This window comes from Ruminiclostridium papyrosolvens DSM 2782 (assembly GCF_029318685.1).
In the GTDB taxonomy this organism is placed as follows: Bacteria; Bacillota; Clostridia; order Acetivibrionales; family DSM-1351; genus Ruminiclostridium; species Ruminiclostridium papyrosolvens.
In genome coordinates, this window is the sequence record NZ_CP119677.1 from 1,828,211 (window position 1) to 1,853,005 (window position 24,795).

The window sequence follows — 24,795 nt, forward strand, 5'->3', positions numbered from 1 at the left end:
AGTTTAGATTATTACTTTGAGTTTATGAGTTATGTTAACTTCATTGTTATTAAAAGTGCAACCCAATCCCTCCACCTTCATACCTTTTTCAAGGCATTTTTTTAATTGCTCAAGGTAGGTTTCGTATTGAAGATTGATCGATATTGTTTTTACATAAGGGCTTAAGGCAATAAAGCAATATTTTACATTCCAACCTAAATCTAAAAGAGCCTCAATTTTTTGCAATTGTTCGATGGCTCTTTGAGGATATACAGACGGAAATAGAGCAGCTTTTTTTGTTGAAATTATACTTTTAGCTTCAAATAAAGTTTTATGATCAGGCAAAATAAGATCAGCCTTATAGCCCTCAATAGTTTTTTCCTTTAAAATAATATCGGAGGGCTTACACAATTTGTAATTTTTTCTTATATCCTCTTCAAGTATTCGATTTGTTATATTCAGATTTAAGAGGATGTAATTGCGGTAATATTGGACAGCAAAAACACTATATTTTGTTCTAATATCAGTACCTCTGTTTAAAGTAAGTAGCACCCTTTTTCCTTTAAGGTTAATCAAAGGAGATAGTTTTGAAGAGCTTGGCAGATAGCATTCAAGCTCATTTCCCATAATAAGGACTTTACACAAGAATCTATTTTTACTTTCCGATTTGAAAATACCTTCGATTAACTCGCCCACAATTTTCATAGACTCTCCATATTTGATAAAATGTTTAAATCAAGCCTTTATAGTGTAAACCATTCTTAAGAATGTTGCAAGAACTGGAATAATTGAGCTAAAAACTTGTTATTAGAAAAATGTACAATTTTCAGTTTCTGTGAAGGATTTATGCATTAATAGTAGAAATTGTATATTTGATAAGATAGTTTTGATTTATATAATCATTATTCAAGAAAAATTATTGAAAAAATATAATTAGTAATCAAGGAGAAGCAGCTATGCAGCATCTTTCCGCCAGGTTAGCCTGGCATGATAACGGTTGGAATGGTCATTTGTGTAAGGAGCCAAAAAAGAATATATATTGTTCAGGAAGGTACTCTTTTCCTGGAGATATGATTGGAGAATATAAAGATGTGGATTTGGAGGAGGGAAATAATTGTAAAAACTGCAACAGTATAGATTTTATTCCTCCCTGCTGCTACAGCATTAATGCTTTTGGAAAAGAAAGCGTAGAGTGTTATGCAACTCCGCCTGAATTTTTTAGGGACGACACTGAAGAAAAACATTGGGAGCTGCCGCCTGCATCAGTATGTACCTGGTGCTATGAGGAGATGTATAAAGATGAGGTAAAGCTAAATGGGAAGTATTATGATCCTAAAAAGAGAAGTCAGGCTATGGAAGAATACTATTCCCAGTTTGAAAAAGATAAATCCTTAATATTCTACTATACAAACTATGATAATCCTTTTAGCGGGGAAGAGAAAAAGTATGTTCTTGTTGGCGTTTCAAGGCTCAAAGAAATCCTCCCCACTCTGAAGTGGGAAAACCAGGGCGATGAATCCTACGAAAAGTATGGAAACCTTGTTTGGGCAAGGGTTGTTCAGTCCACATATCCAGATGAAGGTTTTAGGATACCCTATGAAAATTACATGGACAACGAGGAAGTCCTTTCCAAGCTGGTATTCACACCAGAGAACTCAAGAAATTTCAAGTATGCTACAAGAGCCTTCGGAGACGATGATGCTTTAGAGCTTATTGAAAGGCTGATAGAGGTTGTAAACTACTTGAGCGAGCTTGATGACAAAACAGAGGATTGGGGCATTCGACTAAACTGGCTGTCTTCAATCATGGCAGAACTATGGGGAAATAGAGGGATTTACCCAGGAATAAACAGTGTAGCAGATTATTTGGGTGGAAGCAGGCTTATCCCACTAATTAAGAAAGAACTGGACAAGGGAACTTCGGAAGAAACCATATATAAAGAAGTTAATAAACTCTTTGAAGGGGACGCTACCTCTATTTTTGTCGCCAAACTTGATAGTGACTACATAAAAAAGCTGCAAAAACAATGGAAGTATAAAGAGGATATTGAGCAAGAGCTTTTAGCCAATGTATTTCCAAGGTTTGCTTTAACTTCCCAGCAGATTTCAAAAATATTAGATGAGGAGCGTAGCAAGAACGGGATATACTCAAGTCTCGAAGACATAGCGGAAAATCCGTATATAATTTGTGAAGAATATATTGGGGATGAACCAGATGATACAATATCATTTTCCAAGATAGATCACGGTATATTCCCAAGCCCAGACTTTGGGGTGGAAGCATTGATGGACACTGATGATGCAAGGCGATTAAGGGCATTGCTCGTAGACGCTTTGAAAAAGACGGCACAGCATTCATTTGTTAATGCTAAAGTGCTATTAGGTACAATTAACAGGAAACTCGAATATATGCCTGACTGGAAAAAGGCCAAATTCACTCAAAAATACATAGAGGTTGAAGAAGATGTTCTGGATAAGCAACTTGAACTTAAACGGAAAGATAAAGAAATCTACATTTATTTGAAGGAAATATATAAGCTGGAAGACGTTATCGGGTCTGCAGTCAAAGAACTTGCTGCAAGGCCAAATTTAAAACTTAAATATCCTGTTGCAGAGAAAGACTGGGAGAATTATATATATAAAAAGGACAGTATCATTGAAAAGCGTGATCCCGCAAAATATCGGAAGATTGTTGATGATCGGATAGAAATGTGCAAAAGGATATTTCAGAAACCGATATGTGTCATCACGGGAGAGGCTGGTACAGGAAAAACTACTATTGTTAATGCCATAATTAATGCGGTTGAGAAATCAACAGGGGAGGGAACCACATTTCAACTACTTGCTCCTACGGGAAAGGCTGCAGAGCGGTTAAGGCTTGCCACAGGGAAAAATGCTGCTACCATTCACTCATTCCTCGTGCAAAGGGGTTGGATGAATGACAACTTTACCTTTAAAAGAGAAGGTGGAGTGGCGGACGAGACCAAAAAGACAATTATCATTGATGAATGTTCGATGTTGGATACTGTTATACTGGGAACCCTTTTCAAAAGCATTAACTTCAACTGTGTCCAGAGGATCATTTTTGTAGGGGATCATAACCAATTGCCACCAATAGGCACGGGAAAGCCTTTTGCAGAGATAATTGACTATCTTAAGAAATACTATCCCGATTATATAGGTATTCTGACACCAAATATTAGACTTATTGAAGAAGGCGGAATATCTCTGGAGCTTGCACAGATATTTACTGAAAACGGAAATGAAAATGAAGAAGGAATACTTCAGAAGCTGCAGTATGGTGGGGAAATTGATAAGGATTTAAAGGTTATATTCTGGAAGAATGAAAGTGAGCTTAAAGAGAAAGTTGTAAGCGAAATTATAAGCAAAGTAAGAAAGGATGGGGAGGAAACAGAGGAGACAGTCAGGTACACCTTTGACAGGCTTTTCGAGAACCAAAAGAGTAAATTCGACCGTAATCCTGACAACTTCCAAATAATTTCACCATATAGGAACGAAGAGTATGGCACGGAATCCGTAAACCAACTTATGCAGCAAACCTTTAACAACTATAATTATGAGAAACATGGGAAACTTGGTGGAGTCACTTACTTCGATAAAATTATTCAGTATATCAACAGACCCAAATCCTACCCATATTATGCCTATAATTTCAGCAGCAGGCAAGTGGAAAGGTTGGAAGTCTATAATGGAGAAATTGGCTTTATGGTTCCTCATGCGGCGGATAAACTGTGGAGTAAGCCATTTTTCAGATTGTCCAAGTTCCAGGCAAAGTTTAAGGGAAAAGAGACCTTTGGCATTGAGTTCAATTCCGATAATATGGTGACGGAGAATGTTGAGCTGGCGTATGCTATATCCGTCCATAAAGCTCAAGGCTCGGATTTTGATAATGTTTACTTTATACTGCCCAAGAAGAAATCCAGATTGCTCTCAAAAGAACTTTTTTATACGGGCATTACAAGGGCGAAAAAGCATACTACTCTATTTATAGAGGATGATATTGGAGCTTTGTTGAGCTTGAGGCGTAAAGAAGCATCAGAAGTATCAAAAATAAATTCTTCTATTATGGAATTTAACCCAATCCCCGAAGAGCTTCTCAATATAAACGAGTGGTATGAGGAAGGGAAAATTCATAGAACTCTGGCCGATTTCATGGTACGGTCGAAATCGGAGGTAATAATTTCCAATATGCTTTTTGAAGAAAACATACCATTTTGGTATGAGAAACCCTTGTATGCTGATGACGGAACTATGTATTTGCCTGACTTTACTATTGAATACAACGGACAGACCTGGTACTGGGAGCATCTTGGTTTTAAAGGTAATAAAGGTTACGACCAGCATTGGAACAAGAAGGAAAAATGGTATAAGAATAATGGCTTCTTCGACAACCTGATCGTTTCTGATGAGCAAACTGGGGCAGATACAGTTAGTTGGAAACAAACCCTTTACAAGAAACTCGGGAAAGCGTGAGGTGGCTGCTATGACGTTAAACATTGGTGGTCATAAATTCCAGTTTGTTTGCAACATATTACCAGAAACTGATAGTAGAGGGGTTATTAGCGAACTATTTCCTCAAGATTTATATGAAAAAAAGGATAGTGTTAAATTGCATAAATACGGCAATGGACCATTTTGTAAGTTTAAAATTCCTGATTGTTGGTTGGGAAGGCAAGGCGTTTATGCGATCCTTATAGATGATAATATGGTATATATTGGAGAATGTGAGGACTTACTTGTCAGGTACAATTCTGGTTACGGTAATATTTCTCCCCGAAATTGTTATATAGGCGGGCAGTCGACGAACTGTAAGATAAACTCTAACATTCTACAGGAAATCAAGAACGGCAAAGTTATTAAGCTATTTTTCTACGAGACTTCTGAAATGTTTGCTGTGGAAGACGACATTATTTCCAGACTTCACCCCGCTTGGAACTCCAAGTCTGGAAATAAGCGTAAGCACACAGAATTGCCAAAGTCATCTGCAAAAACAAAATCAGTGGAGCGGAACAGAAGTAATAACTCACCCCAATATAGCCTGCTTACGCAATATTTATTGAACTTGAGCGGTAATGAATATAAACTGACATATGATCAGTTGGAGCAAATTGTTGAGGGAGAATTACCCAATTCGGCATATAAACATAGAGCTTGGTGGGGAAATGGCGGACATTCTCACGCTAACTATTGGCTGGATGCAGGTTGGCAAGTCGGAACTGTTAATCTTGGGAAGTATGTTGTGTTTGTTAAAGCTGGATGTTAGCCATTTGGAGGAATTATGGGAATCGGAATAACAGTAACCTGTAAAAGCTGCTCATATAATAAAAGTTTCCTTTTAGGTATTGGAATGGACTATCCGTATCTTCTGGGGGTTGTAAAGGAATTAAACAAGAAAGCAAGATTACAGGTAGAAGAATTAATTGCTGATAATAAAATTGAGAGTCATGAATACAGCAGGGCGTTATACAGATGCCCCAAATGCGGAACTCTGGCTGAAAAGGGAAGCCTAACATTGTTTTGCAATGATGGATCGGTCGTTGAAGCTCCATATTTTTGTCGTAGGTGTAAAAGTAAATTCGAGATTGTTGACAATCTTGAAACTATCAGAAATATAGAGTGTCCTAAATGCAAGAGTGTTTCCCTGGACTATGTAGAAAACATATTGTGGGATTAACGGGGGAATGTTTATCGCTTTAAAACCTTTATATATGCCAAGTTTCATCGATGAGTAAAGGAATGAGAATTCAGCTTTGCGATGTATTTATTGGAGGGTTACATGGTAAAAAAGAATACTTGTGATTATAATGATATTATTGAGGTCGAGAGCAGCGTCGGAGGCTTTTCAGGACCATCATATTGTGTGCAAATAAACCTCAAGGACAGAACAGCCCACTTCTGAATACGGCTACCGAGACCAGGAATTCCAGGAGATCAGCTTGGACGAACAGGAAATTAGTGAATTTATAAGCGAGTTAGAAATCATAAGAATTTTGAATTGGAAGAAACACTACCGCCCAAAGGTTGATATATGTGACGAAACCCAGTGGTCTATAACTGTTAGGATTGCCGAGATTGTATTTGAAAAATATGGCGATAACAGCTATCCTAAAAGTTGGGAAATATACTGTAATGCGATAGAAAAGTTGATTAATAAGCCTTTTACATGATTAAGCATGATTTTAAAAAGGAAATGTCAGATACTATTTGCAGTGATAAGGCTGTAATATAAGATTTTGATGTTTTCATGTTGCCAAAACAAGAAACAAAATCTGAACTTTTTATGTGAAGGAGTAATAGAAAGTAGTACGGAACAGGGCGGAGCTGTGTGGACGGAAAATCCTGCGGTTTCTATGGGTAAGACAGCGGATGGTAGCAGAAACGCCTCAAAAAAGCTTGAAATATGTATGAAGATTTTTGTATAATACAAGTGCGAAGGACTCCTTCGTCATAATAAAATTTAGTTAGTTTAGATGGAACGAAAGGATGTCGCAAGATGTCCTTTTTTTCCGTCCTTTTTTGTTTGGACATAAATAGAATGGAAAAAAGAATAATGATAATGAGGAAAAACGGGGATGGACGGAACCCTCCCCTATGATTACATCATTCGCTCGTATACTGGGTTGGCAGGCAGAATGATGCGGTCGTATGGACACAGAGCCAAGACAGAAAAAGATTCTGGAACCGATTATAGGCAAATATCTGCTGTTATATCAGATGAGATGCAGATAGAAAAAATGACCGATGAGTCCAGTCGACGGACTGTTAGGCGTTGTTGTAGCAGGAGAAGCGGTCAGTTTTGAGAAGGAAAGTGCGTTTTTGACCTCTTTTAATGCATCTGTGATTGTGGCATGATGGTTGCTTCGCAATCTTTAGCTGGCCGAAATGGTAGGCAAAGAAAACAAGAAAAACGCAGTTAGGATCGTTTTGTATACCAATAGCTCGTCGGTACTGCGTTTATCTCCTGTTTTCTGTTTTGAGCGAATTGCCCCAGCTAAAGACTGTTGGGATTTTAAAAACGCAATACGTTTTTTAGTTATATGTATTCAGAATCTTGGGATTAGGACAGAATACGACAGACTATTTTCTCGTAATTTGTCATAAGACAAATTAGTTTAGATTAAGCGGAATTCCACTAAAATTTACCAATGTGTATGTGTGCAGGCATCCGAAGCTGCCAGTCCCGCCATCATGTCTGTGTTGTACGTCTTCTGCGTCTGCTGATTAACTGTTGTCTGTATATCTTTTTCATTTTCGTTCATGTCCCCCCACATCCTTTGTGTGTATTGTTTTGCTTTGTATCTCTCATAAACAGTACTTCTTCCAGGAGCCTATTTTTTAAGAGATATATTTTTTAAAAAAGGCAAGAAAAAAGACCGCTGGGAGCGGTCTCATAAAAAATGGCTAACTACTTTTTTCGTTATATTTAATCCAGTCGTCTGCGAGGATAGTTGTGCGATCATATTCTGACATCATGGCATATGACGAAAGGTTATTTTCGCATAAATCACGAAACTCTTTTAGCCTTTTTCTAATTCGTTCAAGTATGGACAATTCCTTCGGCGATAAATTTCTTATTTCGATTTCCTTGGTAAATGCATCGATATAAACATCTATTTCAAGAATATGTGTACACATTGGCACTTCTGGAGCTGCCAGAAATGATTCTGATGTTTCTTCTGAAATAATATCCTCAATAGCTTCTGATAAAGCTCCAAAGGCAATCCATTTGACAGTGTATTCTTCATTCACTGGTTTGTATTTTTCACAAACTCGATGTACAACATCAAGTTCATTTGTATAGAACATAACTTGTATAAAATTACCGTCTACAGCATTATTGTCTGCTAATTTACGCTTGGATATATCTCCAAACTGAATTATTTCTCCCATTGTATTCTCCTTGCTATTTGTAATTACATACTACAACTACTGCATTAAGGATGCAAGTTTTACTAAAGAATGCAATAATTCTTCATCCTTTATTATTTTATGGCTTTTGTGCTTCAAAATCATCCATATCGGTCTTTGCAAGCCTAATCTTCTCGTCGTCTGACATATGTTGCAAAGTCACTGCATCTCTTGCAACTATTGTTCTTCTGATGCTGATGGATGATAATCTTGTCCGTATCCGATCCAGTATTAAGCGTTTTTTGCGTGGGGTGTTATTGTTGTTGAGTTTATCATCTATTACATATATTATAGGATCGAGATACAAAACATGAGTATCGATTACACAATCCTCGCCAATATCGACAGTATCAAGGATACAATCAATAGTCGATGCAGCCTCGTGTGCAAAGGATTTTGCGTCATATTTTATCATGCAATCCTTGCATATCGATTGTAATATGTTGGTTTCTGCGTTGTTTAGATATAAAGTAATGACATTTAGATGTTTTTTCCTCATACTTATCTTTTGTTTGTTTACCTTAAATCCTAATTCGGACACAACACGTACTGCCCTGGGAGATATTGCATAATAATAATCCTGTATATCAGCAGCTATCTCTACAGCATCTCGGCAATCGTTGTCATCCAATGTGACATCAGCTGTATCCTCGTAGGGTTTTTCGTTAACTGCATCCCGTATCATTTGTGCAAGTATGTATTTATATGGATTGTCTTTTTCGTAGACTTCTTCGAGTAGCTCGACGAAATCTATCCAATACTCTTTTTTTAACGTTATTGTTTTCATTTTTGCCTCCATTAACGCAAGTTACATAAATATGATACGATGACTTTATTAAGGTTGCAAGTGTTATTCGTGAGTGGGATAGCAGTTATTGGTCGTAGCAGAGCGGCTGCTCCACGGTGGGTTTTACGCCCTGCTCTTAAAAGAAAATTGCCCAAGTCCTGAAAAAGTTGAGAAGCAAAAAAGGAAGTTTCTGCTTCCTTTTCATATCACAGTCCCACATAAGAACTATGGCTCGTTCCTGCCAAAATCGAACGGTAGGAACCAGAAATCTAATATTCCTATTAATGATGAACCCTTGTGCCGAGGAATTGAAGGCGGTACATTTATTTTAAAATTCTCTTCGCATCAAGTCTTACCTATAGAATTTTCCATTCCCTTATTTGGAATGATTGGTTCTTTATATCCTCGACTCTCGACTGATGTAATTCAATATTTATATTTTTTATTTGTTCTGCCGATTATAAACGCCTGCATAAAGATTTCGAGAGGTGTCTCCCCATAGATTTCAGAAGATTGGTACCGAGGTATTCTATTTTGCTTTACTCTGAAATCCTTTTTCTTTACAATACAAAATAGTGAGTTTGGGATATTTCTTCTTAAATTGGCTCACTTTTTCTGAAAGAGTATTGTAATCGTTTTTGAATTGAACAAATTTATATAAAAGATACATTTCGCCTGATAAAAATTTACCGTATATGTCTACAGCATCTGTGATGGAGTAATTTGATTGTAGATTAAGCACCTTTACTTTAAAGTCACCCGAAAAATCAGCTAAATTAAATATGAGCTTTTCCATTTCCAGGCATAATAGGGCCTCTTGTTTTAAATAGTCGTTTAATACTTTTTTAAACTCGATATAATCCATATTATCAATTCTCCTTTTTGACTGCTGAACCTACACCGCTTAAACAATAATAAAACATTGCTTCCTTTAGTAAATTTAACGAAATATCCTCATCCAAGGTAATGGGACCGAAACTATGCATTAGCATCAATAAAATATCACCAGCCTTATTATAGTTACCGCAAACAATGCCTTCCGCAATCCAAATTGAATCAGATGTGAAAGAAGACCACCGCACAATCTGTTCTTGGGTTGGGGTTCGTTGAAGCAAATCTTCAAGGTATAAGACATTTAGTAGGCCGAGGTTATAAGTCAAAAGCAGCATAAACTGCTGTACTTGGACGTGTTCGCCACAGTGCATCTTAAAATCTTTCGGCATGAATTTATCACATTTGAAATGAATAAGCTGTGGCCCAAGATTGAATTTGAGTTTCATATCCTGATTTCTCCCGTTTAATATTTTTCCAGTAGCTGATTTCAATGTATCAATCCAGTTCCAAATATTGTTTAATCTCCTCTGTTGTGATATCCTTCAATTCATTCTGTCCGATAATTCCTCGGATTTTTTCACATATCGAATCAATGTATTTAGGGACCCCGCCAGAAGCAGAATGTATGAGGTCTATGTGCTTAACCAAAATATCAATTGTATGTTGCGGGTAGCATTGAGCTGCCATTTTAAACAGGGTATAATTTTGGGTTTCCTCTTGATCAAAAGGCTCCAAAATACGTATGTTGGATTCATTTACTATGTTTTTTATCTTTTCCTTTAATTCATTTCTGCCCAAAAGAACCAGCGAAACATTGCTCTGAACAATTTTAACAGTGCTTATGAACTGGTGGATCTGTTGTATTACTTCTTCTTCATATAAATGGCAATCGTCAATAATTAAGGCAACATGTATTCTACCTTTTTCTGCCTCTTTTAAAGTATTTAAAAAATCCTGCTCCAAACCAGCAATATTGTCTGATGTTTTAAAGTTTAGATTATTTACGACTTCTTCCAATACTTCCTCATAACTGTCATGTTTGCCATGCAAATGTACTGTCGTACCACCTAAATCCAATACTTTACTTTTAAACATTTCGGCAGTCATTGTTTTTCCGATTCCTTCTACACCAATAATCGCACGTGTACCTTCTCCCCAAATTTGATACCACTTATTATTCATAGTCTACATCCTCCCAATATTATAATTTTTGTAAGAGCTGTCAGCATAGATAATAATTGTTTTCATTTCCAGTCATCTCACCTCCCTTATTTTCAAAGAAAAATCTGTCACTTACTTATAATCCATATGGTTATAAGAAAATTCAGAATAACACGGAATAATTCGATATTTTCTCATTTAAAACGAATGGAGCAATTTGCACACCTGATTCTGCAAATTGCTCCAAATAAATATCTACTATTCTGTTTTTCTATAGTTATAGTATATCATTCATATTATTTTTTCTCAACATGATTTCAAATCTCAATAGTAAAATTTGATTTTGGTAGAACTAATGTTCTAAAATGTATGGTAAAAGTACACATATTCATAACGTCAATTCAGAATTAGCATCTGCTATCGTGGTTCACCTGATAACAAAAAGAAGATACATAATCAGGTTGAAACCCCTGGTTATGAAACAGATAGGGGGTCGATAGCGTATGATTGAACAAAATGAAAAAGGATTATATCAATTTAACGACAGACAAATTGAAGAACAGGCGAGAAAACAGCAGGATTTCCTGCGGATTATTCATCCGTTCTTGAACGAAACCGACATAATGAGACAAGAATGTGTAGAATTGAGACCACTGCCACGGCAAAAGGATATAAAATATATCAGGTCATTAAATCTTTGGAGGTTGGATCAAAGGGGACTGGAAAGGCATATTGAGTTTCTTAAAGGGCTAAACGGAATTCCTGCGTGCTTGTATTACTCCGTATATGCTTATGATTACAGCAAGGAAACCTACAGAAAGGACGGCAAACCATATGCCAAAGGGAAGATAAACAATCAAAATGCCCGCTTTACTTCTATTGCCATTTGCGATCTGGACAAAATATCCGAGGAGCGGCATAGCGATGTTGTTGGTATGTTTGAGAACTGCGGCATAGCACCACTGACGGTTTTCAGTGGCCACGGATTTCAGGATATCGTGCTTCTCAATGAACGAGTGTATGACATTGAATTACTCAAGAGGTTTAATTATATTCTCAAATTAAAGGGATTTCCCATTGACGAGACCATAGTGGACCCCGCCCGAATTATGAGAATGCCTTTCTCATTCAACTGCAAAGCCTTTTGCCAGGAGGATAAATACCATGATGCAGAAAGTCCTGTGGCTATTCCCACAAAGCTGGTAAGGTTTACTGATAAAAGATATTCCGTGGAGGAGGTGTTTGACAGGCTTAATACTCTTCCCGACATAAAAAACGATTTCAGCATACAGGTTAATATGCCAGAGAAAGAGCAGGAAAACATACCTACAAAGGACGCTGTAGCAAAGGAAGCAGAACCCATTGAAGCTCCAATAAGGGTATTCCAGGAATTGAGTGAGGAACAGGTTGAGGAACTATCCAGCATATATAATATAATACGGTTCAAAGAGCTGCCTGACGCAGTACAAAGAATGCTCTATGGCACCAGGGAAGGCTTCAGAAACAAAACCCTTATATTCCTGACTATGTTTTTTGCAAACAAGCTGGGATTACCGCTCCCAAAGATAATCCAATCCCTTGTCATCTGGGGGGCAAGGTGTAATCCAATGCTTGACGAGGAATATATTATTGCCAATGTCACCAGGATTTACAGGCGTAAGTTTAAGGGAAATGGCAAGTATGACAGTCAAATGGTCAAGGAGTTTGGATATATTGATTTCAAAATGTATCGGAGGGACAACAAAATTTTGTTCAACAATGAATTCTTTGATATGTTCCACCTATTGTCAGACGGGGCTGTGAGGGTATATCTTGCTGCAAAACTCTACGAAAAGATGACTGGGGAAAAGCTCTGGACAATTGACCGCCTGGTTGAGTTAACGGGGTATAGTGCCAGAACTCTGTACAGGCATTTACAGCAGCTTACAGACTACAGTTTGGTAGATAAAAAACGGTGCTGCAGGCCAAAGGGTGAACAATACAGGTATTGCATAAATAAATTCTTCGATGTAACAAAAGGTTTCCTTTCCTTTGAAACAGCAACATTGGAATACCTGCTTAAACAAGGGCTATTGACTGATGGGGAATTGAAACTCTATATATATCTCTGCCAGAAGATAAACCAGTCAACAGGCAATGAATGCTGGTTAAGCCAAAAGAGCTTGGGAAAGGATATTGCAAAAAAGCGGAATTCGATCTCCGAAATGACCACTTCTCTGCATAAAAAAGGACTTATTAAAAAGACAGCAGAAAGCTACGGCAAGATAACTTACTGCTATTATTCACTTATCTATTAGGACTGGGGCTTGAAGCCCCTTTTCTTTTTAAAAATAGCAGATATGGATACGCTGTATCAATTATTCCCAGCATAGTACACTTGTTGGGCCTAAATGACAGCTATCGACTATCCTTTGTGCCCTGAAACTGGCTTGGTTAGCGGGATGTTTTCCCTAAATGCCAACTACCGACACTATTAATAAATACAGGGAGAGAAGGAGAAGGGGGGCTTTTTCAGTACCAGTCAAATTAAAAAAACGGAAGCAGTAAATCTTTGTATTCCGATATAAGAGAGCATATCCTATTACCATGTCGGTTGCTGTCCATTAAACAAATGGTACAGTTCTTTTCCCAGCATAAAAGGATTATCGTCTCTTTACTACGTCGATACGTGTCAATTAAGGAAATAGGTTATATATTTCGGGCTATGCTCTAATGACAACTACCGACTCCATCTTGCAGGCTGAATGCCTTACTATACAGCCGTTGTATTTCATAATTGCCAGCTACCGACACTATTAATAAATACAGGAGAGGAGGGAGAGAGAGGGGCTTCACTGCTCGGAGCATATAATGGGCAACAGAAATTACATACAACTTGATGTAGGGAGCAGTTGAAGTCTATAGAGTTACATTATGGGAGTGAGCCAAAGATAAGTACCTTCGGTGAATAATCCAAACGGAACAAAGCCTGCATTCTTCCGTTACGAATAATTGTTGCTTTGCCGATTTTTTTACTCTTCATCCAGAGAACCGAAATAAGGGATTAACCTTTATACCGATAGCTGTTCTTATGTCGGAAAAGCCCGTCCTACTGGCTAAAAAAATACATGTGTTTTGATCCGTTGCCGTTTCCATATGCTATAAATGACAGGGATGTTTTTGTTTCAAAAATCTTGAAAACTACACTATGACTGCTGTTAAAGACACAATTTCTACACTTTTGATAAGCAAAATGAAATAACCTCCCCCTGTCGATAGTTGGCAATTATTAAAAAGAGAGTGTGGTATGTGAATTGTGATAAGTAAAAATTGACTTTTACTATAAGAATTAGTTACCATAAGAATAGAACATTACGATTGGAGGCGATGTTATGATGCAATGTTGCGAAAAATATAACGGAGACAAAATCCGACTTGAGCGTGCCCGCTGCGGTTTAAGTATGTCGGAGCTTGCTAAAGCAGCTGATATACATCTTAAAACTGTGGAACGGATTGAAAAAGGCAAAACAGTGCCGAGAGTGCAGACCCTGGGGCGTATTGCCAAATCTCTAAACAGGGAACTGGAATACTTCCTGGCTTAAGAGTTAAGAAGCAAAGTGGTAAAAATAAAACTTTGCGATGTCCTTGAAAAAAATCTTGATTTCTCAACGAATCATACAATAATATCAAAACATGGCAACCTCTTATTTTTAAATTTCCGCAACAGCGAAATGCATGGCTGCGGAAATTTACATAAAATTGTTTCCCACGGCTTAAAAGCCGTTTTTCATAATAAAAATTACTTTCGTCATGCTCCAGGTGGATTAACTGCCACCTGGGGTAACATTTTTTAAGATGCAGGCATTTGACTTCAATGAGCGATGGCTCCTTGAATACATAAATTTATGCTGTCGGTTTAGTGCCGTTCAAATAGAAAACCACGCATCAAATAGCAGAAGCGTGGTTTTTAGCATTTTCAACAGGCTTTTAACATAAAATCGTTAATGAAAATATGATCTAAAAATTGCCCAAAACCTTTTCAGAGTAGCCTTAAAGCCCTTGGGCTGCTCGGACAAAAAGTATGTATATCCGTTTTTATGCTTGATAGGTTTAGCATTAGTGACTGCAATATATAATGGTTGTTGCATCCTACATCACTCATCCTCTCAAATCGTTGGAATTACGGTCTCTAAAAACATCTGAAGTGGACAGCCCAAAGGAGATATTATACTGCGGCTTATCGTCTTCAGGCCGCTTTTTACTGGATATGTAAGCGAAATAGTGTCTATAATACCTTTCCTTTTCCTGCACAGCTGGTACATAAACCCGTCCCTGCACCAGACCATCTTTGTATCAATTACATTGCCTATATTATTATTCAATATTATCATCCTCCATATTGCACTTGTATGCTAAATGCACTAAAATTAAGTATACAATAAGTATACCATAATGTTTGGTAACACAAAAGTAAAAATAAAAACTTGAAAAGCCGATGAATCTTTCCCTAAAATCAATTCATCAATAAAGGGAAGGGGTTTTTTAAGATGATGGTAGGTTGCGAAGTATTACAAGATGAGCGGTTTGTGTCTCTCAAAATCGGCATTGACATTTACAAAGTAATGGCAGGTAAAAGGAGTCCATACGGCCCTCAAAAACTAAAAAAGGTTTATAAAAAGATGACGGGTGTTGAAGGTGGTAGCTATGTCAATCACATGATTTCAGGTGGATACCTTTACATTGTCCCAGGGACTGGGCAGGGGATTGAAGAGGATTGCAGGATTATGAGTTCGGTATTAAAGCAATAAAAGGGTATACGGGGGACAGAAGTCCCCTGTTACATATAAATAAAGGAGTCGATCAAGATGAAAAAGGCTATCAAAATAATTTCGCTTCTATGCGTTCTAATAATCACAATTATGATGTTGGGAGGCTGTGGAACTGAACCTGGTGTTTCTAAAAACCAGACTGACTTTACTGTTGTTGATGAACAGGGTACTGTTACAAAGTTCCTCACTGTTGATAATTCGGAAGTGGTTAAGATGAAAGAGACAGTGGAAGGATTCGTGAAGGCTCTGAATAACAGAAGCTACAAGACCATAAACGGTTCAGAAGAATATGGATATTATACTCAAGGAATAATTGATATCGCAAACAAACAAGGTGACATAGCCGCAACTATAAAGGTTTACAAGGACAATCAACTCGAAAATAGCTATGTGGGTCTTGATGGATTAAAAATGGCTTTTAACAAAGACTTTACCAAGTGTGATATCACCGTTGTTGGCAAGCTGAAGGTCACAAGTGCATCTGCCGCACACCTTTCTTCGTTAAAGATTGGTAAAGATGTGGTGTTCGGATACGATTACACTTTCAAGTGGCTCAAGCAAAATGATGTGTGGAAAATCCATTCTGTCACAGCAGCAAATCCACATGAAATCAAGTAGTTTGTGCCTAATGAAAAGATAGTCAGCAATGCTGGCTATTTTTTTGTACATAAAACTTGAAATCCCATGAAATGATTTTATAGAGTGAACATAAGGAGGTGATTGCCATGAAAAAAATTGTATCTATTTTAATGATTTGTGCATTGGTATTGAGCATAAACGTACAGGCTGTATTTGCTTTTAATGGTGAGTATACAGCTACTGGCACACAAGCACTGACAAGTGATAGTGGCATTTCTGGACAGGGAGGCTCCGATCATGCAACAGTAACTCTTGATGGAACAACTAAAGTCAAACCGCAGCCAAAGCCATCGGGAAGTTCAACGCCATCAACAGATTCAAGCGGCAGTAAAACAACGACTCCAGCCAAAGAATCGACAAACGAAACTCCGACATATATACCAACGACCACCATTGAACAGACTCCAGATATATATATTCCAAGTACTCCTGACACACCAGCAACTCCTGATACACCAGGAACGGACGACCAGGTAATCAAACTGGAAGGCGAAATTACTGATGGATTCTCGTTAAATTGGGGTCAGCTCAAGTCCAGAGGTTCATATGTTGACTTGACGATTATTAAAGGGAAACCTGGAACAAAAGGCACTCCAGCTAAAGAGGGAACCCTTGGAAAAGTAATCGATGGTATATCCATTCTTTTGTTCGGTCTTACTCCTGGAGAACCTGATGTCACAACCGTTATGACTCCAGAAGAAATTGAGGCTCGTGAAGCAGCTGCGACTTATCAGGAACCAATTGACATCTCTGGTGAATGGCATCATGTCATGTACGTTAAATACTGGGATTGGAACCTTCATCAAACCAAGGATGCAAGCATTGCCGATATTACAGCACAGACTCCGACATGCTTCCTTAAGCAGACATTCACGAAGACTGGCCCGTACAGAGCTACTGCAAAAGCATGGTGCAGATGGGAATATGGCCACTACGAACTCCGCACGGATTCAGAAGGTCATTCTTATAAAGTCGCTGTAAAAGATGGAGAATATGACGAATACGACCTTTCCAGAACAAAGATTTATACGTTCACTATCGGCTATAACGACCTTGGTAAGTCAGTTGAAATTCCGAACAGTCAAGCAACCGTAGTTCCAGTTGATGAACTGGTAGAGTAATGAAATAAACCTCAACGGAATCGTTGGGGTTGTTACATATCAGAGAAAATGGTTAAAGGATTAAGGGGAAAGAGAAAAATGTTTCAATACCCTTTAATCCTTGTTCCGTATCTCTTATGAAAATAAGCGAAGACGAAGGAGTGAATTGAAATGTTGTTGAACGTTACTTTTATTATTTGCCCAGTATTAGCGGTTTGCGTTACCGTTGGTGGAATTGTCCATTGCTACAGGAGTTTTACATCAGCAAAACCGCAGAAATCTTTAGATGGGGATCTTTGGCGGTATCAAGCCACCAATGGTTGGTTCAAGGGGATGTTAGAATATTTGGGTTTAAAACTGCAATTGAAATACAAGAGTGAGAAGGTTTAACCAACCTTCTTTTTCTTTCTAATTTATGTAAATCGGAGGCTAACCAGCTTCCGATTATTGCTATTTGTCCAACAGCCGTTTTAATATCCCAATGTCCCGATTATGGTGTGCTTTCAAGTTGAATATGCTAATTGCAAACGAATAAAGTTTGCAATTAGAGTAGAATTATTGTAAAATAATGTACATTAAGGGACATTTGCGGTATGGGACAAAGGAAAAAAGATAATGTTAAGGGCAAACTTGCTGAAAAGCAAGGACGCAAAGCTACGAGTCTAAAGCGTAATGCCAGGATGGTCGGGTTGCCAAAAAGGCTAATAAACCGTGGCACTCGTTGCTGCGGTTTTTATTTTACAGAAAAACAAAGGAGAGTGGTATAAATGAAAAAGAAGATTATGAGAGGGATTCTTGCTTTAATCATGGTTTGTGCGGTGGTGTTTACCGCAGCAAATGCAACTAATGTAAGTGCTGCAAGTGAAGATACGCCGACTGCCAAGTACACTAACTGGGCATTCAATGATGATTTTACCAAGGTGACAATTGACGGTAAAGTATATAATAATTGTGTTGTCTTGACGAGATCGGGAACGGAATTAAGTGTCGTAAATTTATGGGCTTCATACTTAACCAACCCATATAGTCAATTGGATATGACACCAGATGAATTTGCGTTTGGAAGTGACGCAGGTTCTCTTCAAAATGAATTGGGATCTCTTATGACTGGAAGTGAATCAAAATATCCGTATGGATTTGAGTTGATAGCTATCAATTGGATTCCTTGGCAAGAGACAGAATATAAAGATAAATTTATTGAAAAATTCAAGATGTTTTATGATCCGTATCACAAAGATGTTTTTAAGAGCGAAGACGTTATGATTTCTTATCTTGAAGATAAAAGCAACAATGGTCTTGCTTTAGGTATTCTTAAAGAAAAACTTACAAAAGAGCAGGCGGCTGAAAAGTATGATTTATTAAAAATGAAGGTTACGATTCAAGAAAACGAAATTTTAAAGACTTCTGATGAATACTTGGCAGTCAGTGGCGGTGGTAAACCATGGTTCGGAAATGAGCTTTCATTTGACAATATCAGCGACATCAAGGCTAAAATGGCCTCCAATGCCAAAGTTTCTACTAAAACGACGGTTGTTCTTCATCTGAATGACCCGACAATGTCTGTGACAAAAGGTTCTGAAACCAAGCTTGTGACGCTTGAAGCGGCCCCCGTTGCCCCGAACGGAACAACACTGGTTCCTATCAGAGCCATTACTGAAGCTTTTGGTTCCAAGGTGGATTGGCTTGGGGAAACCAAGGAGGTTGTCATTACCAAGGGCAACACGACTATTAAACTCAAAATAGGCTCCAAAACAGCATATGTCAACGGACAAGCCGTCCAGATGCTTGAGGAAGCCCAGACTATAAACAGCAAAACGGCCGTCCCATTAAGGTTTGTGAGTGAGAACATGGGGTACAAGGTTGAGTGGGAAGGCTCCACTCAAAAGATTACAATGACAGAACAAAGATGAAACTATTTCTAATATGAGTAAAACTTGATTTTCAGATAATGAACATAATACAATAGTAGTGTCAGGTTAATGCTGCTTTTTATTTTTAAAGGAATCTTGCACGGATTAAGAAATGCCCGTGCAGGATTCTTTTTAAATTTTTAAAAAAATAGGAGGTGGCATGATGAAAAAAATGAATAAAATCTTAAGCAGTGTTCTGGTTTTGTGTCTTTGCTTTAACATTATAATTCCAATAACCTCGAATGAGAACTCTACGATACCGTTTTCGTCCGAAAAGGTGTATGCGATTTCAGAGTCCGATTCAAACTATTGGAAGTATGGTGGGGCAGGATGGACTCTGACCTCTCCTCTTTGGAAAGACAAGGACGGTGAAACAGACGGCCTTTGGACTTGGTATGTGGATGGTGTTAATAAAGGGACCATGTGGTGTATTGACGCTCCTGCTGGGGGCGGTGGATATAACACCATTGGCCCGAACGAACTATCCGCATGGGTTTCCGCATTTAACGGCGAATATTCCTATGTACAAAGCCGCATTTCATCGTCGGTATTTACCGTAAAGGGACCGAGAGATATTGGTACAAGATTCAATCGTTACTACACTCGTGACGTAGCTGCTCTTTGCGGTGCTACGGTTCCGAGCTGGGATAGTAAAACGAAAAGTGCCAAGGTTCTCACTACAAAGTCTCCTTTTGCGAATATAAATAAACCTTATTCCTTAAAGGCAGGAGCTACGGGGTCGTTTACGATCATCGGTAATGCGTTTGCAGGTTCTTCGCTTACGTACAATTTTGAGATCGACGGTACATCTGTTAGCAGCGGCTCTTCGGGAGTAAACCTTAACAAAGTTGTAACCAAGTCTCTGACAGCAGGTACGCATACGTTGACCCTGGAATTGACTGATGCTTATCAGAGAACGACTACAAAAACAGACTCGATCACTGTTACAGCAGTGACAACCCCAACCACACCGCCAATTGGTGGTAACAACCCTCCGTCCGCCAAATTTTCAATGGCATCTTCAGCTGACACTGGAGATACAGTTAACGTGACAGATTCCTCCTCGGATTCCGATGGCACAATTGCGAGCCGTACCTGGACAGTCTCTCCGACTTCTGGCGTGACAAACAGTTTGAGTACCAGTGGAAGCGGAGGAACGCTGAAATTCAGTTCAACTGGTTCTTATGATGTTACACTGAAAGTCACGGACAATAAGGGAGCAACGGACTCAATGACAAGAACCATAGTCATTGGTGAAGGATATACGCCGCCGCCACCACCGCCACCAGCACCTAAATATGAACCTATTGCCAGCTTCGGAATGACATCTGCTGCTGGTCAAGGGACATCAGTTTCGGTGTCAAACTGGTCTACGGACATTGACGGTACAATCGTATCTGCTGACTGGTCTGTTTCCCCTAACGGCGGAACACAAAAATCCCTTGGACTTAATGGTGGTACAATTACGTTCAACCAGACAGGCACTTTTACCGTTACTCTTACTGTAACGGATAATGATGGCTTGACGGGAACAACGTCAAAGCAAATCACCATTACGAACCAACCACCTGTCGCAAAGATGTATATCCCAGACAAAGTGGTTCAGGGTAACGACTTCACGATTTCAAGCGGATCTTACGATCCCGATGGAATCATTCAAAAGACTACTTGGACCGTTTCTCCAAACACAGGTTTGGTGGGAACACTCAACGGAACAAGTAATACCGTTTACTTCGATACAGAAGGTACGTATACCATTACGCTGACTGTCGAAGATAAATGGGGGTTATCTGCATCAGAAACAAAAACGATCACTGTTGAACCTGCTATTCCGAATGCAGCGTTCGACGCACTGGGGACCTACAAGCAGAATCGTAAAGTGACGTTGGATTCAACTTTCAGTAACTCTCCGAGCAGGTATCCGATTGATGTCTCCAAGACAGAATGGGTTATCACTCCTCTTACAGCAGGTGTGACAGCCTCCGACATCAAGATTGATACAACCACCGCCCTTAACAAACGTGATATTTTGTTTAAGCAGCCTGGTGTCTACAACATCAAGTTGAGAGTTTGGAACGAAAAACATTGTTCCGAATGGGTGGAAAAGCAGATTACCATCGGTAAGGATGAAAAGCCTGTTGCCAATTTCTTTATCACATCTATTGTGAACAGAGATCCAAATAACGGCAATATCGCAACTATTCCTCTGACAGACATGTCTTATTCGACAGATGGTGACTCGATTGTTCAGAGAATCTGGAAGTACAAGTTCGACAGCAACAATGATGGCAGCTTCGGTGACGAAACCTGGGTCACTATTGACTCTGAAAACAAATCGAGCCTTTCCCTCCAGGTTACGAAGGTAGGTAACTATCTGGTTGAACTTGAAGTTGTTGAAGAATTTGCAGAGCCGACTATCGCAGCTTTTGTTACGGCTGCTGATAGACAAAGGGCCGATACTTCTTTGAATCCAATTGACAGCAAGAAGTCAAATGTAGCAAACATTAACCCGTTTGTTGACTTCGATGTTTCGGCAAAGAAAAAGGTGGATATTGTATTCACCGTTGGTCAAGCAGATGCTTCAAAAGTAGCGGATTTGAGCAGCAAGATTGCGAGCTATGTCACAAGTAAACTTGCGGCTAATAACATTGACGTGAAAATCTCTACCATTGAAACTGCTGGAATGGACGTACAAAACTCTTTCTCGTGGATTAACAACGTCCACAGCGGAATCGGGTCTATCTCCTTCCAGAATGGCGGCTCTACCGTCTATATGAATGGTAACACCAGTAACGCTGGTTACAACAGCATCTACACCAACAGCCAGGACCCCAACACAAACAAACAGGTGTTGAGCTTCTCCTACAGTCTGAACTACGGAGATAGTTTCGATGCCGCAGGTGTTCTTTTGAACACAAATCTCGATACCGTCGGTAATATGAACGGTTATGCTCTTATGTTCCCACGAAGTGGTACTGCCGAACTTTACAGAATCACAAACTGGTCAAACAGTGCATATGAGGAAATCTATGGCGGCAACTACACTGGTCAGAAAACTCTTGTTGGAACGATTCCAATGGGTAGCTCTGGTTCGTATATCATCGAAACAACCAAGACCCAAATGACGGTCAAGTACAGCAATGGTTCAGTAATTAAAACAATCGATCTTCCGACACACTATGGTTGGGGCTTCGGTTTTTGTTCTGACCACTATAGCCATGGGTGTGATCAGATAGGTCAGTTCTCATTGTCTGGTATTAGTATGCATGTCACAAAGGGTAAAACTCTTGATGAAGTTCTGAAAGAGCCAAGTTGGAGAGATGGAGCAAGCCACTTCCTGGTAAACATCAATGATGTTCAGCTTGGGGAGTTAAATGATCCTGATAAGGTAGCAGTGCTTCTGACAAAGATGGCATCTGACAGCCTTGACTTCGACGTTCTTGGAACCTCGGCCAACCAGTCACAAGTTCAGACATTCATCGCCAAAAATTCTGGAAACGGTGTCTTCTATGACAATACGAACATGAACACGGCAATGGATAACCTCGGCACATATATTTTGAATAAAGTATTGGCGGCAGCCAAGAACAATATCAAGTATGTGTTGCTGGGTGAGGAAGTTGAGTATTCGTTATATACTAACGACTATGAAAACGACCCTGAATACGCAAGACGCTGGATTTATCAGCACGATGCGGACTATTTCCAAAATGGCCTTGGAGTAGCGGCCTATAACAACACCTACCTGGCTACGCCAGTAACGACGTTTGACAAGGTCGGTGCGTTCGTCGCACAGTTCCAAATCAGAGATAACCCTGTCGGAACAGACAATCGCTTCGATGAGTACAGATTATGGTCAGGTATGCCGCTCAACGGTATGACTATCTATGTACACCGTAAGCCTATTGCCAAATTCACTATATCGGCAGTCCCGAACGCTTCAACTGGACAGTTTGATGTTTCTTACACGGAATCGTCCTATGACCTTGACCATCAATACGATGCGGGCAAGGGAATTATGACGAAGGAATGGAAATGGAAGAATACCAATGATTCTTCTTGGACATATGGACCTCCTCCTTCATCCCTTCCACCGAACAATAACTATATTGTTCAGCTGCGTGTTAGAGACATAGACGGACCAGAAGGCGTGGGTGCATGGAGTGATCCAGAAGTTCAGTACGTTACCACAAAGAACCTGAACATCGCACCTATCGCTTTGTTTGAAGTTTCGCCAAATCCGCTGCCACTTGGAAAAGCCGTGACATTTACGGATAACTCTTACGACCCGAACGGTGATGCCATCGCCACAAGAAGCTGGGTGGTTGAAAAGAACAACCTGACGATTTATTCGTCTACAGTTGCTCCTACGACAGCTAACTTTACTTCCTGGGGCATTGGAGATTACAAAATCACCCTCAAGGTTTATGATACTCCGAAAGCAGGAAGCGGTCTTCCGATGTGGTCAGAACCTTACAGCCAGACTCTCTTGGTTGTAGCGGCTAACCAGAAGCCAGTTGCAGCATTCTCTGTCAGCCCGAACCCTGTTCCGCTGGATTATAACGTGACCTATACGGACACATCCAGTGACCCTGACGGCGATCCGCTCGTTCTTCGTGAATGGCGTTGGAAGTACACGACGGATGCAACCTGGACCAATGGTTCTACGCCTCCGACGAATTTCACAGGCTACCATACAGGTGTCCTCCAGATTCAGTTGAGAGTCAAAGACCAGCCAGTTCTTCCGCAACAGGATGCATTGTATTCCGATTGGACAGAGCGTCAGCTCACTCTGATCGAAGGCAACAAGAAGCCGATTGCACAGTTCACCGTGACTCCGAACCCTGCTCCTGCAGATGAACCTGTCGTTTACAACGACACATCCTATGACCCTGAAGGCAAAGCAATTACCAACAGGACGTGGACAGTAAAATGCAACGAGACAGGTCAGACCTACCAGTTCGATAATGTAACTCCTCCGACAGTCTTCGAGACAACAGGATGGGGAGCAAATGCGGACGGTGTCGGAACGTACACCATCACCCTCAAGGTAAAGGATACGTCCCCGAACGGTTTATCACCAGCTCTTTGGTCCGACGTGGCAACTCAAACCCTTGTGGTAGAGGATGCATTGAGAATCACGGGCCTCAAGATGACAAATATCGTCAATGGTCCCGCAGGGACAGTGGTTCCAATCACTTATCCTGTGGCTCTTCCAACCAGTATTAAGGCAGGTTACAAAATGACCTTTGTTCTTAATACGAACGGCGGAGATACGGCGGCCATCAAGATGTTCGCAAACGGTCAGAGACTGACGGTCTACACGGATTCTGGTTCAACGCAACAGATCAATGTAGCAACGACCAGAAAGAACTCGGTATCGACATTCACCTTCTGGGTGGATAAGGATTTGCCTGTCGGAACAGTTCTGGACATGAAGATCGAACTGACAAAAACGAAGCTGGACGGTACAACGAAAACTCTGGTTGATTCCGCTCTTGGAAACCAGTTCGGGGTAATCGTTGGATCATCCAAACAAGACAGTAGCATTAACCTGACGAATTAATGCAGGAAAAGGGGTAGGGATAAAAGGATAAGGGAGACCTTGGACTTAAATCCTTATCCCTTTTTTATACTTTCAAAATCAAA

At 39.6% G+C, this 24,795-nt stretch carries 20 protein-coding genes and 1 riboswitch; of the genes, 13 read left to right on the forward strand and 7 right to left on the reverse strand.

The annotated features are described in order from the left end of the window. Positions 1–3 precede the first annotated feature (3 nt). On the reverse strand, positions 4–684 hold the full coding sequence (locus tag P0092_RS08145) for a DNA/RNA nuclease SfsA (protein ID WP_004621800.1): 681 nt from the start codon (positions 682–684) through the stop codon (positions 4–6). A gap of 251 nt (positions 685–935) precedes the next feature. Here P0092_RS08145 and P0092_RS08150 point away from each other — a divergent pair, with 251 nt between their 5' ends. From P0092_RS08150 to P0092_RS08175, 6 genes are all read left to right on the forward strand, one after another. Next, complete coding sequence (locus P0092_RS08150) at positions 936–4,472, forward strand: AAA family ATPase (RefSeq protein ID WP_004621801.1); 3,537 nt, start codon at positions 936–938, stop codon at positions 4,470–4,472. Between the two features lie 10 nt (positions 4,473–4,482). Beyond that, complete coding sequence (locus P0092_RS08155; protein ID WP_004621804.1) at positions 4,483–5,262, forward strand: GIY-YIG nuclease family protein; 780 nt, start codon at positions 4,483–4,485, stop codon at positions 5,260–5,262. A 15-nt stretch (positions 5,263–5,277) separates the two neighbouring features. Next, on the forward strand, positions 5,278–5,673 hold the full coding sequence (locus P0092_RS08160; RefSeq protein ID WP_004621806.1) for a hypothetical protein: 396 nt from the start codon (positions 5,278–5,280) through the stop codon (positions 5,671–5,673). A gap of 102 nt (positions 5,674–5,775) precedes the next feature. After that, positions 5,776–5,898, forward strand: a complete 123-nt coding sequence (locus P0092_RS08165) for a hypothetical protein (protein WP_276187153.1) — start codon at positions 5,776–5,778, stop codon at positions 5,896–5,898. A 37-nt stretch (positions 5,899–5,935) separates the two neighbouring features. Next, positions 5,936–6,166: a hypothetical protein gene (locus P0092_RS08170; protein ID WP_004621807.1), complete on the forward strand. Its 231-nt coding sequence runs from the start codon at positions 5,936–5,938 to the stop codon at positions 6,164–6,166. A 69-nt stretch (positions 6,167–6,235) separates the two neighbouring features. Next, complete coding sequence (locus tag P0092_RS08175) at positions 6,236–6,421, forward strand: hypothetical protein (RefSeq protein WP_040759354.1); 186 nt, start codon at positions 6,236–6,238, stop codon at positions 6,419–6,421. A gap of 979 nt (positions 6,422–7,400) precedes the next feature. On the opposite strand, the gene P0092_RS08180 is transcribed toward P0092_RS08175, so the two are convergent. The 5 genes from P0092_RS08180 to P0092_RS08200 all read right to left on the reverse strand — a co-directional run bounded on the left by P0092_RS08180 (position 7,401) and on the right by P0092_RS08200 (position 10,710). Beyond that, entirely contained in the window at positions 7,401–7,889 is a 489-nt protein-coding gene (locus tag P0092_RS08180; protein WP_004621814.1) for a hypothetical protein, read from the reverse strand. Positions 7,890–7,986: 97 nt separating this feature from the next. After that, the gene (locus tag P0092_RS08185; RefSeq protein ID WP_004621816.1) at positions 7,987–8,694 is read right to left on the reverse strand and encodes a hypothetical protein; all 708 of its coding nucleotides are present in this window, start codon (positions 8,692–8,694) and stop codon (positions 7,987–7,989) included. A 529-nt stretch (positions 8,695–9,223) separates the two neighbouring features. Beyond that, entirely contained in the window at positions 9,224–9,559 is a 336-nt protein-coding gene (locus tag P0092_RS08190; RefSeq protein WP_004621819.1) for a hypothetical protein, read from the reverse strand. 4 nt (positions 9,560–9,563) lie between these two features. Then, positions 9,564–9,974, reverse strand: a complete 411-nt coding sequence (locus tag P0092_RS08195) for a hypothetical protein (RefSeq protein WP_004621821.1) — start codon at positions 9,972–9,974, stop codon at positions 9,564–9,566. Between the two features lie 49 nt (positions 9,975–10,023). Continuing rightward, positions 10,024–10,710, reverse strand: a complete 687-nt coding sequence (locus tag P0092_RS08200) for an ATP-binding protein (RefSeq protein ID WP_004621823.1) — start codon at positions 10,708–10,710, stop codon at positions 10,024–10,026. A gap of 482 nt (positions 10,711–11,192) precedes the next feature. On the opposite strand from P0092_RS08200, the gene P0092_RS08205 reads away from it, so the two are divergent. After that, positions 11,193–12,986 (forward strand): helix-turn-helix domain-containing protein, encoded by a 1,794-nt coding sequence (locus tag P0092_RS08205; protein WP_004621825.1) that lies wholly within the window; start codon positions 11,193–11,195, stop codon positions 12,984–12,986. Between the two features lie 1,074 nt (positions 12,987–14,060). After that, positions 14,061–14,270, forward strand: coding sequence for a helix-turn-helix domain-containing protein (locus tag P0092_RS08210; RefSeq protein WP_004621826.1), 210 nt, complete (start codon positions 14,061–14,063; stop codon positions 14,268–14,270). 564 nt (positions 14,271–14,834) lie between these two features. On the opposite strand, the gene P0092_RS08215 is transcribed toward P0092_RS08210, so the two are convergent. Continuing rightward, positions 14,835–15,050: a hypothetical protein gene (locus tag P0092_RS08215; protein ID WP_004621829.1), complete on the reverse strand. Its 216-nt coding sequence runs from the start codon at positions 15,048–15,050 to the stop codon at positions 14,835–14,837. Positions 15,051–15,215: 165 nt separating this feature from the next. Between P0092_RS08215 and P0092_RS08220 the strand changes: the two genes are divergently transcribed. The 5 genes from P0092_RS08220 (at position 15,216) to P0092_RS08240 (ending at position 24,712) form a co-directional block, all read left to right on the forward strand. After that, the gene (locus P0092_RS08220; RefSeq protein ID WP_004621830.1) at positions 15,216–15,476 is read left to right on the forward strand and encodes a hypothetical protein; all 261 of its coding nucleotides are present in this window, start codon (positions 15,216–15,218) and stop codon (positions 15,474–15,476) included. Positions 15,477–15,587: 111 nt separating this feature from the next. Further along, on the forward strand, positions 15,588–16,115 hold the full coding sequence (locus tag P0092_RS08225) for a hypothetical protein (protein ID WP_276187156.1): 528 nt from the start codon (positions 15,588–15,590) through the stop codon (positions 16,113–16,115). 107 nt (positions 16,116–16,222) lie between these two features. Further along, positions 16,223–17,257 (forward strand): hypothetical protein, encoded by a 1,035-nt coding sequence (locus tag P0092_RS08230; RefSeq protein ID WP_004621834.1) that lies wholly within the window; start codon positions 16,223–16,225, stop codon positions 17,255–17,257. Positions 17,258–17,849: 592 nt separating this feature from the next. Next, positions 17,850–17,933, forward strand: a riboswitch (cyclic di-GMP riboswitch). Positions 17,934–18,003: 70 nt separating this feature from the next. Continuing rightward, positions 18,004–19,146: a stalk domain-containing protein gene (locus P0092_RS08235; protein ID WP_004621840.1), complete on the forward strand. Its 1,143-nt coding sequence runs from the start codon at positions 18,004–18,006 to the stop codon at positions 19,144–19,146. Between the two features lie 160 nt (positions 19,147–19,306). Next, the gene (locus tag P0092_RS08240; protein WP_081580292.1) at positions 19,307–24,712 is read left to right on the forward strand and encodes a PKD domain-containing protein; all 5,406 of its coding nucleotides are present in this window, start codon (positions 19,307–19,309) and stop codon (positions 24,710–24,712) included. The last annotated feature ends 83 nt before the right edge of the window (positions 24,713–24,795 follow it).

What these genes read in the sequence shown, in the direction of transcription:
- P0092_RS08150 (WP_004621801.1), top strand. Translation starts at nt 936, where the DNA reads ATGCAGCATCTTTCCGCCAGGTTAGCCTGGCATGATAACGGTTGGAAT.
- P0092_RS08155 (WP_004621804.1), top strand. Translation starts at nt 4,483, where the DNA reads ATGACGTTAAACATTGGTGGTCATAAATTCCAGTTTGTTTGCAACATA.
- P0092_RS08225 (WP_276187156.1), top strand. Translation starts at nt 15,588, where the DNA reads ATGATGTTGGGAGGCTGTGGAACTGAACCTGGTGTTTCTAAAAACCAG.
- P0092_RS08230 (WP_004621834.1), top strand. Translation starts at nt 16,223, where the DNA reads ATGAAAAAAATTGTATCTATTTTAATGATTTGTGCATTGGTATTGAGC.
- P0092_RS08180 (WP_004621814.1), bottom strand. Translation starts at nt 7,889, where the DNA reads ATGGGAGAAATAATTCAGTTTGGAGATATATCCAAGCGTAAATTAGCA.
- P0092_RS08220 (WP_004621830.1), top strand. Translation starts at nt 15,216, where the DNA reads ATGATGGTAGGTTGCGAAGTATTACAAGATGAGCGGTTTGTGTCTCTC.
- P0092_RS08240 (WP_081580292.1), top strand. Translation starts at nt 19,307, where the DNA reads ATGATGAAAAAAATGAATAAAATCTTAAGCAGTGTTCTGGTTTTGTGT.
- P0092_RS08165 (WP_276187153.1), top strand. Translation starts at nt 5,776, where the DNA reads ATGGTAAAAAAGAATACTTGTGATTATAATGATATTATTGAGGTCGAG.
- P0092_RS08195 (WP_004621821.1), bottom strand. Translation starts at nt 9,974, where the DNA reads ATGAAACTCAAATTCAATCTTGGGCCACAGCTTATTCATTTCAAATGT.
- P0092_RS08160 (WP_004621806.1), top strand. Translation starts at nt 5,278, where the DNA reads ATGGGAATCGGAATAACAGTAACCTGTAAAAGCTGCTCATATAATAAA.
- P0092_RS08235 (WP_004621840.1), top strand. Translation starts at nt 18,004, where the DNA reads ATGAAAAAGAAGATTATGAGAGGGATTCTTGCTTTAATCATGGTTTGT.
- P0092_RS08175 (WP_040759354.1), top strand. Translation starts at nt 6,236, where the DNA reads ATGTTTTCATGTTGCCAAAACAAGAAACAAAATCTGAACTTTTTATGT.
- P0092_RS08190 (WP_004621819.1), bottom strand. Translation starts at nt 9,559, where the DNA reads ATGGATTATATCGAGTTTAAAAAAGTATTAAACGACTATTTAAAACAA.
- P0092_RS08210 (WP_004621826.1), top strand. Translation starts at nt 14,061, where the DNA reads ATGATGCAATGTTGCGAAAAATATAACGGAGACAAAATCCGACTTGAG.
- P0092_RS08205 (WP_004621825.1), top strand. Translation starts at nt 11,193, where the DNA reads ATGATTGAACAAAATGAAAAAGGATTATATCAATTTAACGACAGACAA.
- P0092_RS08185 (WP_004621816.1), bottom strand. Translation starts at nt 8,694, where the DNA reads ATGAAAACAATAACGTTAAAAAAAGAGTATTGGATAGATTTCGTCGAG.
- P0092_RS08145 (WP_004621800.1), bottom strand. Translation starts at nt 684, where the DNA reads ATGAAAATTGTGGGCGAGTTAATCGAAGGTATTTTCAAATCGGAAAGT.
- P0092_RS08200 (WP_004621823.1), bottom strand. Translation starts at nt 10,710, where the DNA reads ATGAATAATAAGTGGTATCAAATTTGGGGAGAAGGTACACGTGCGATT.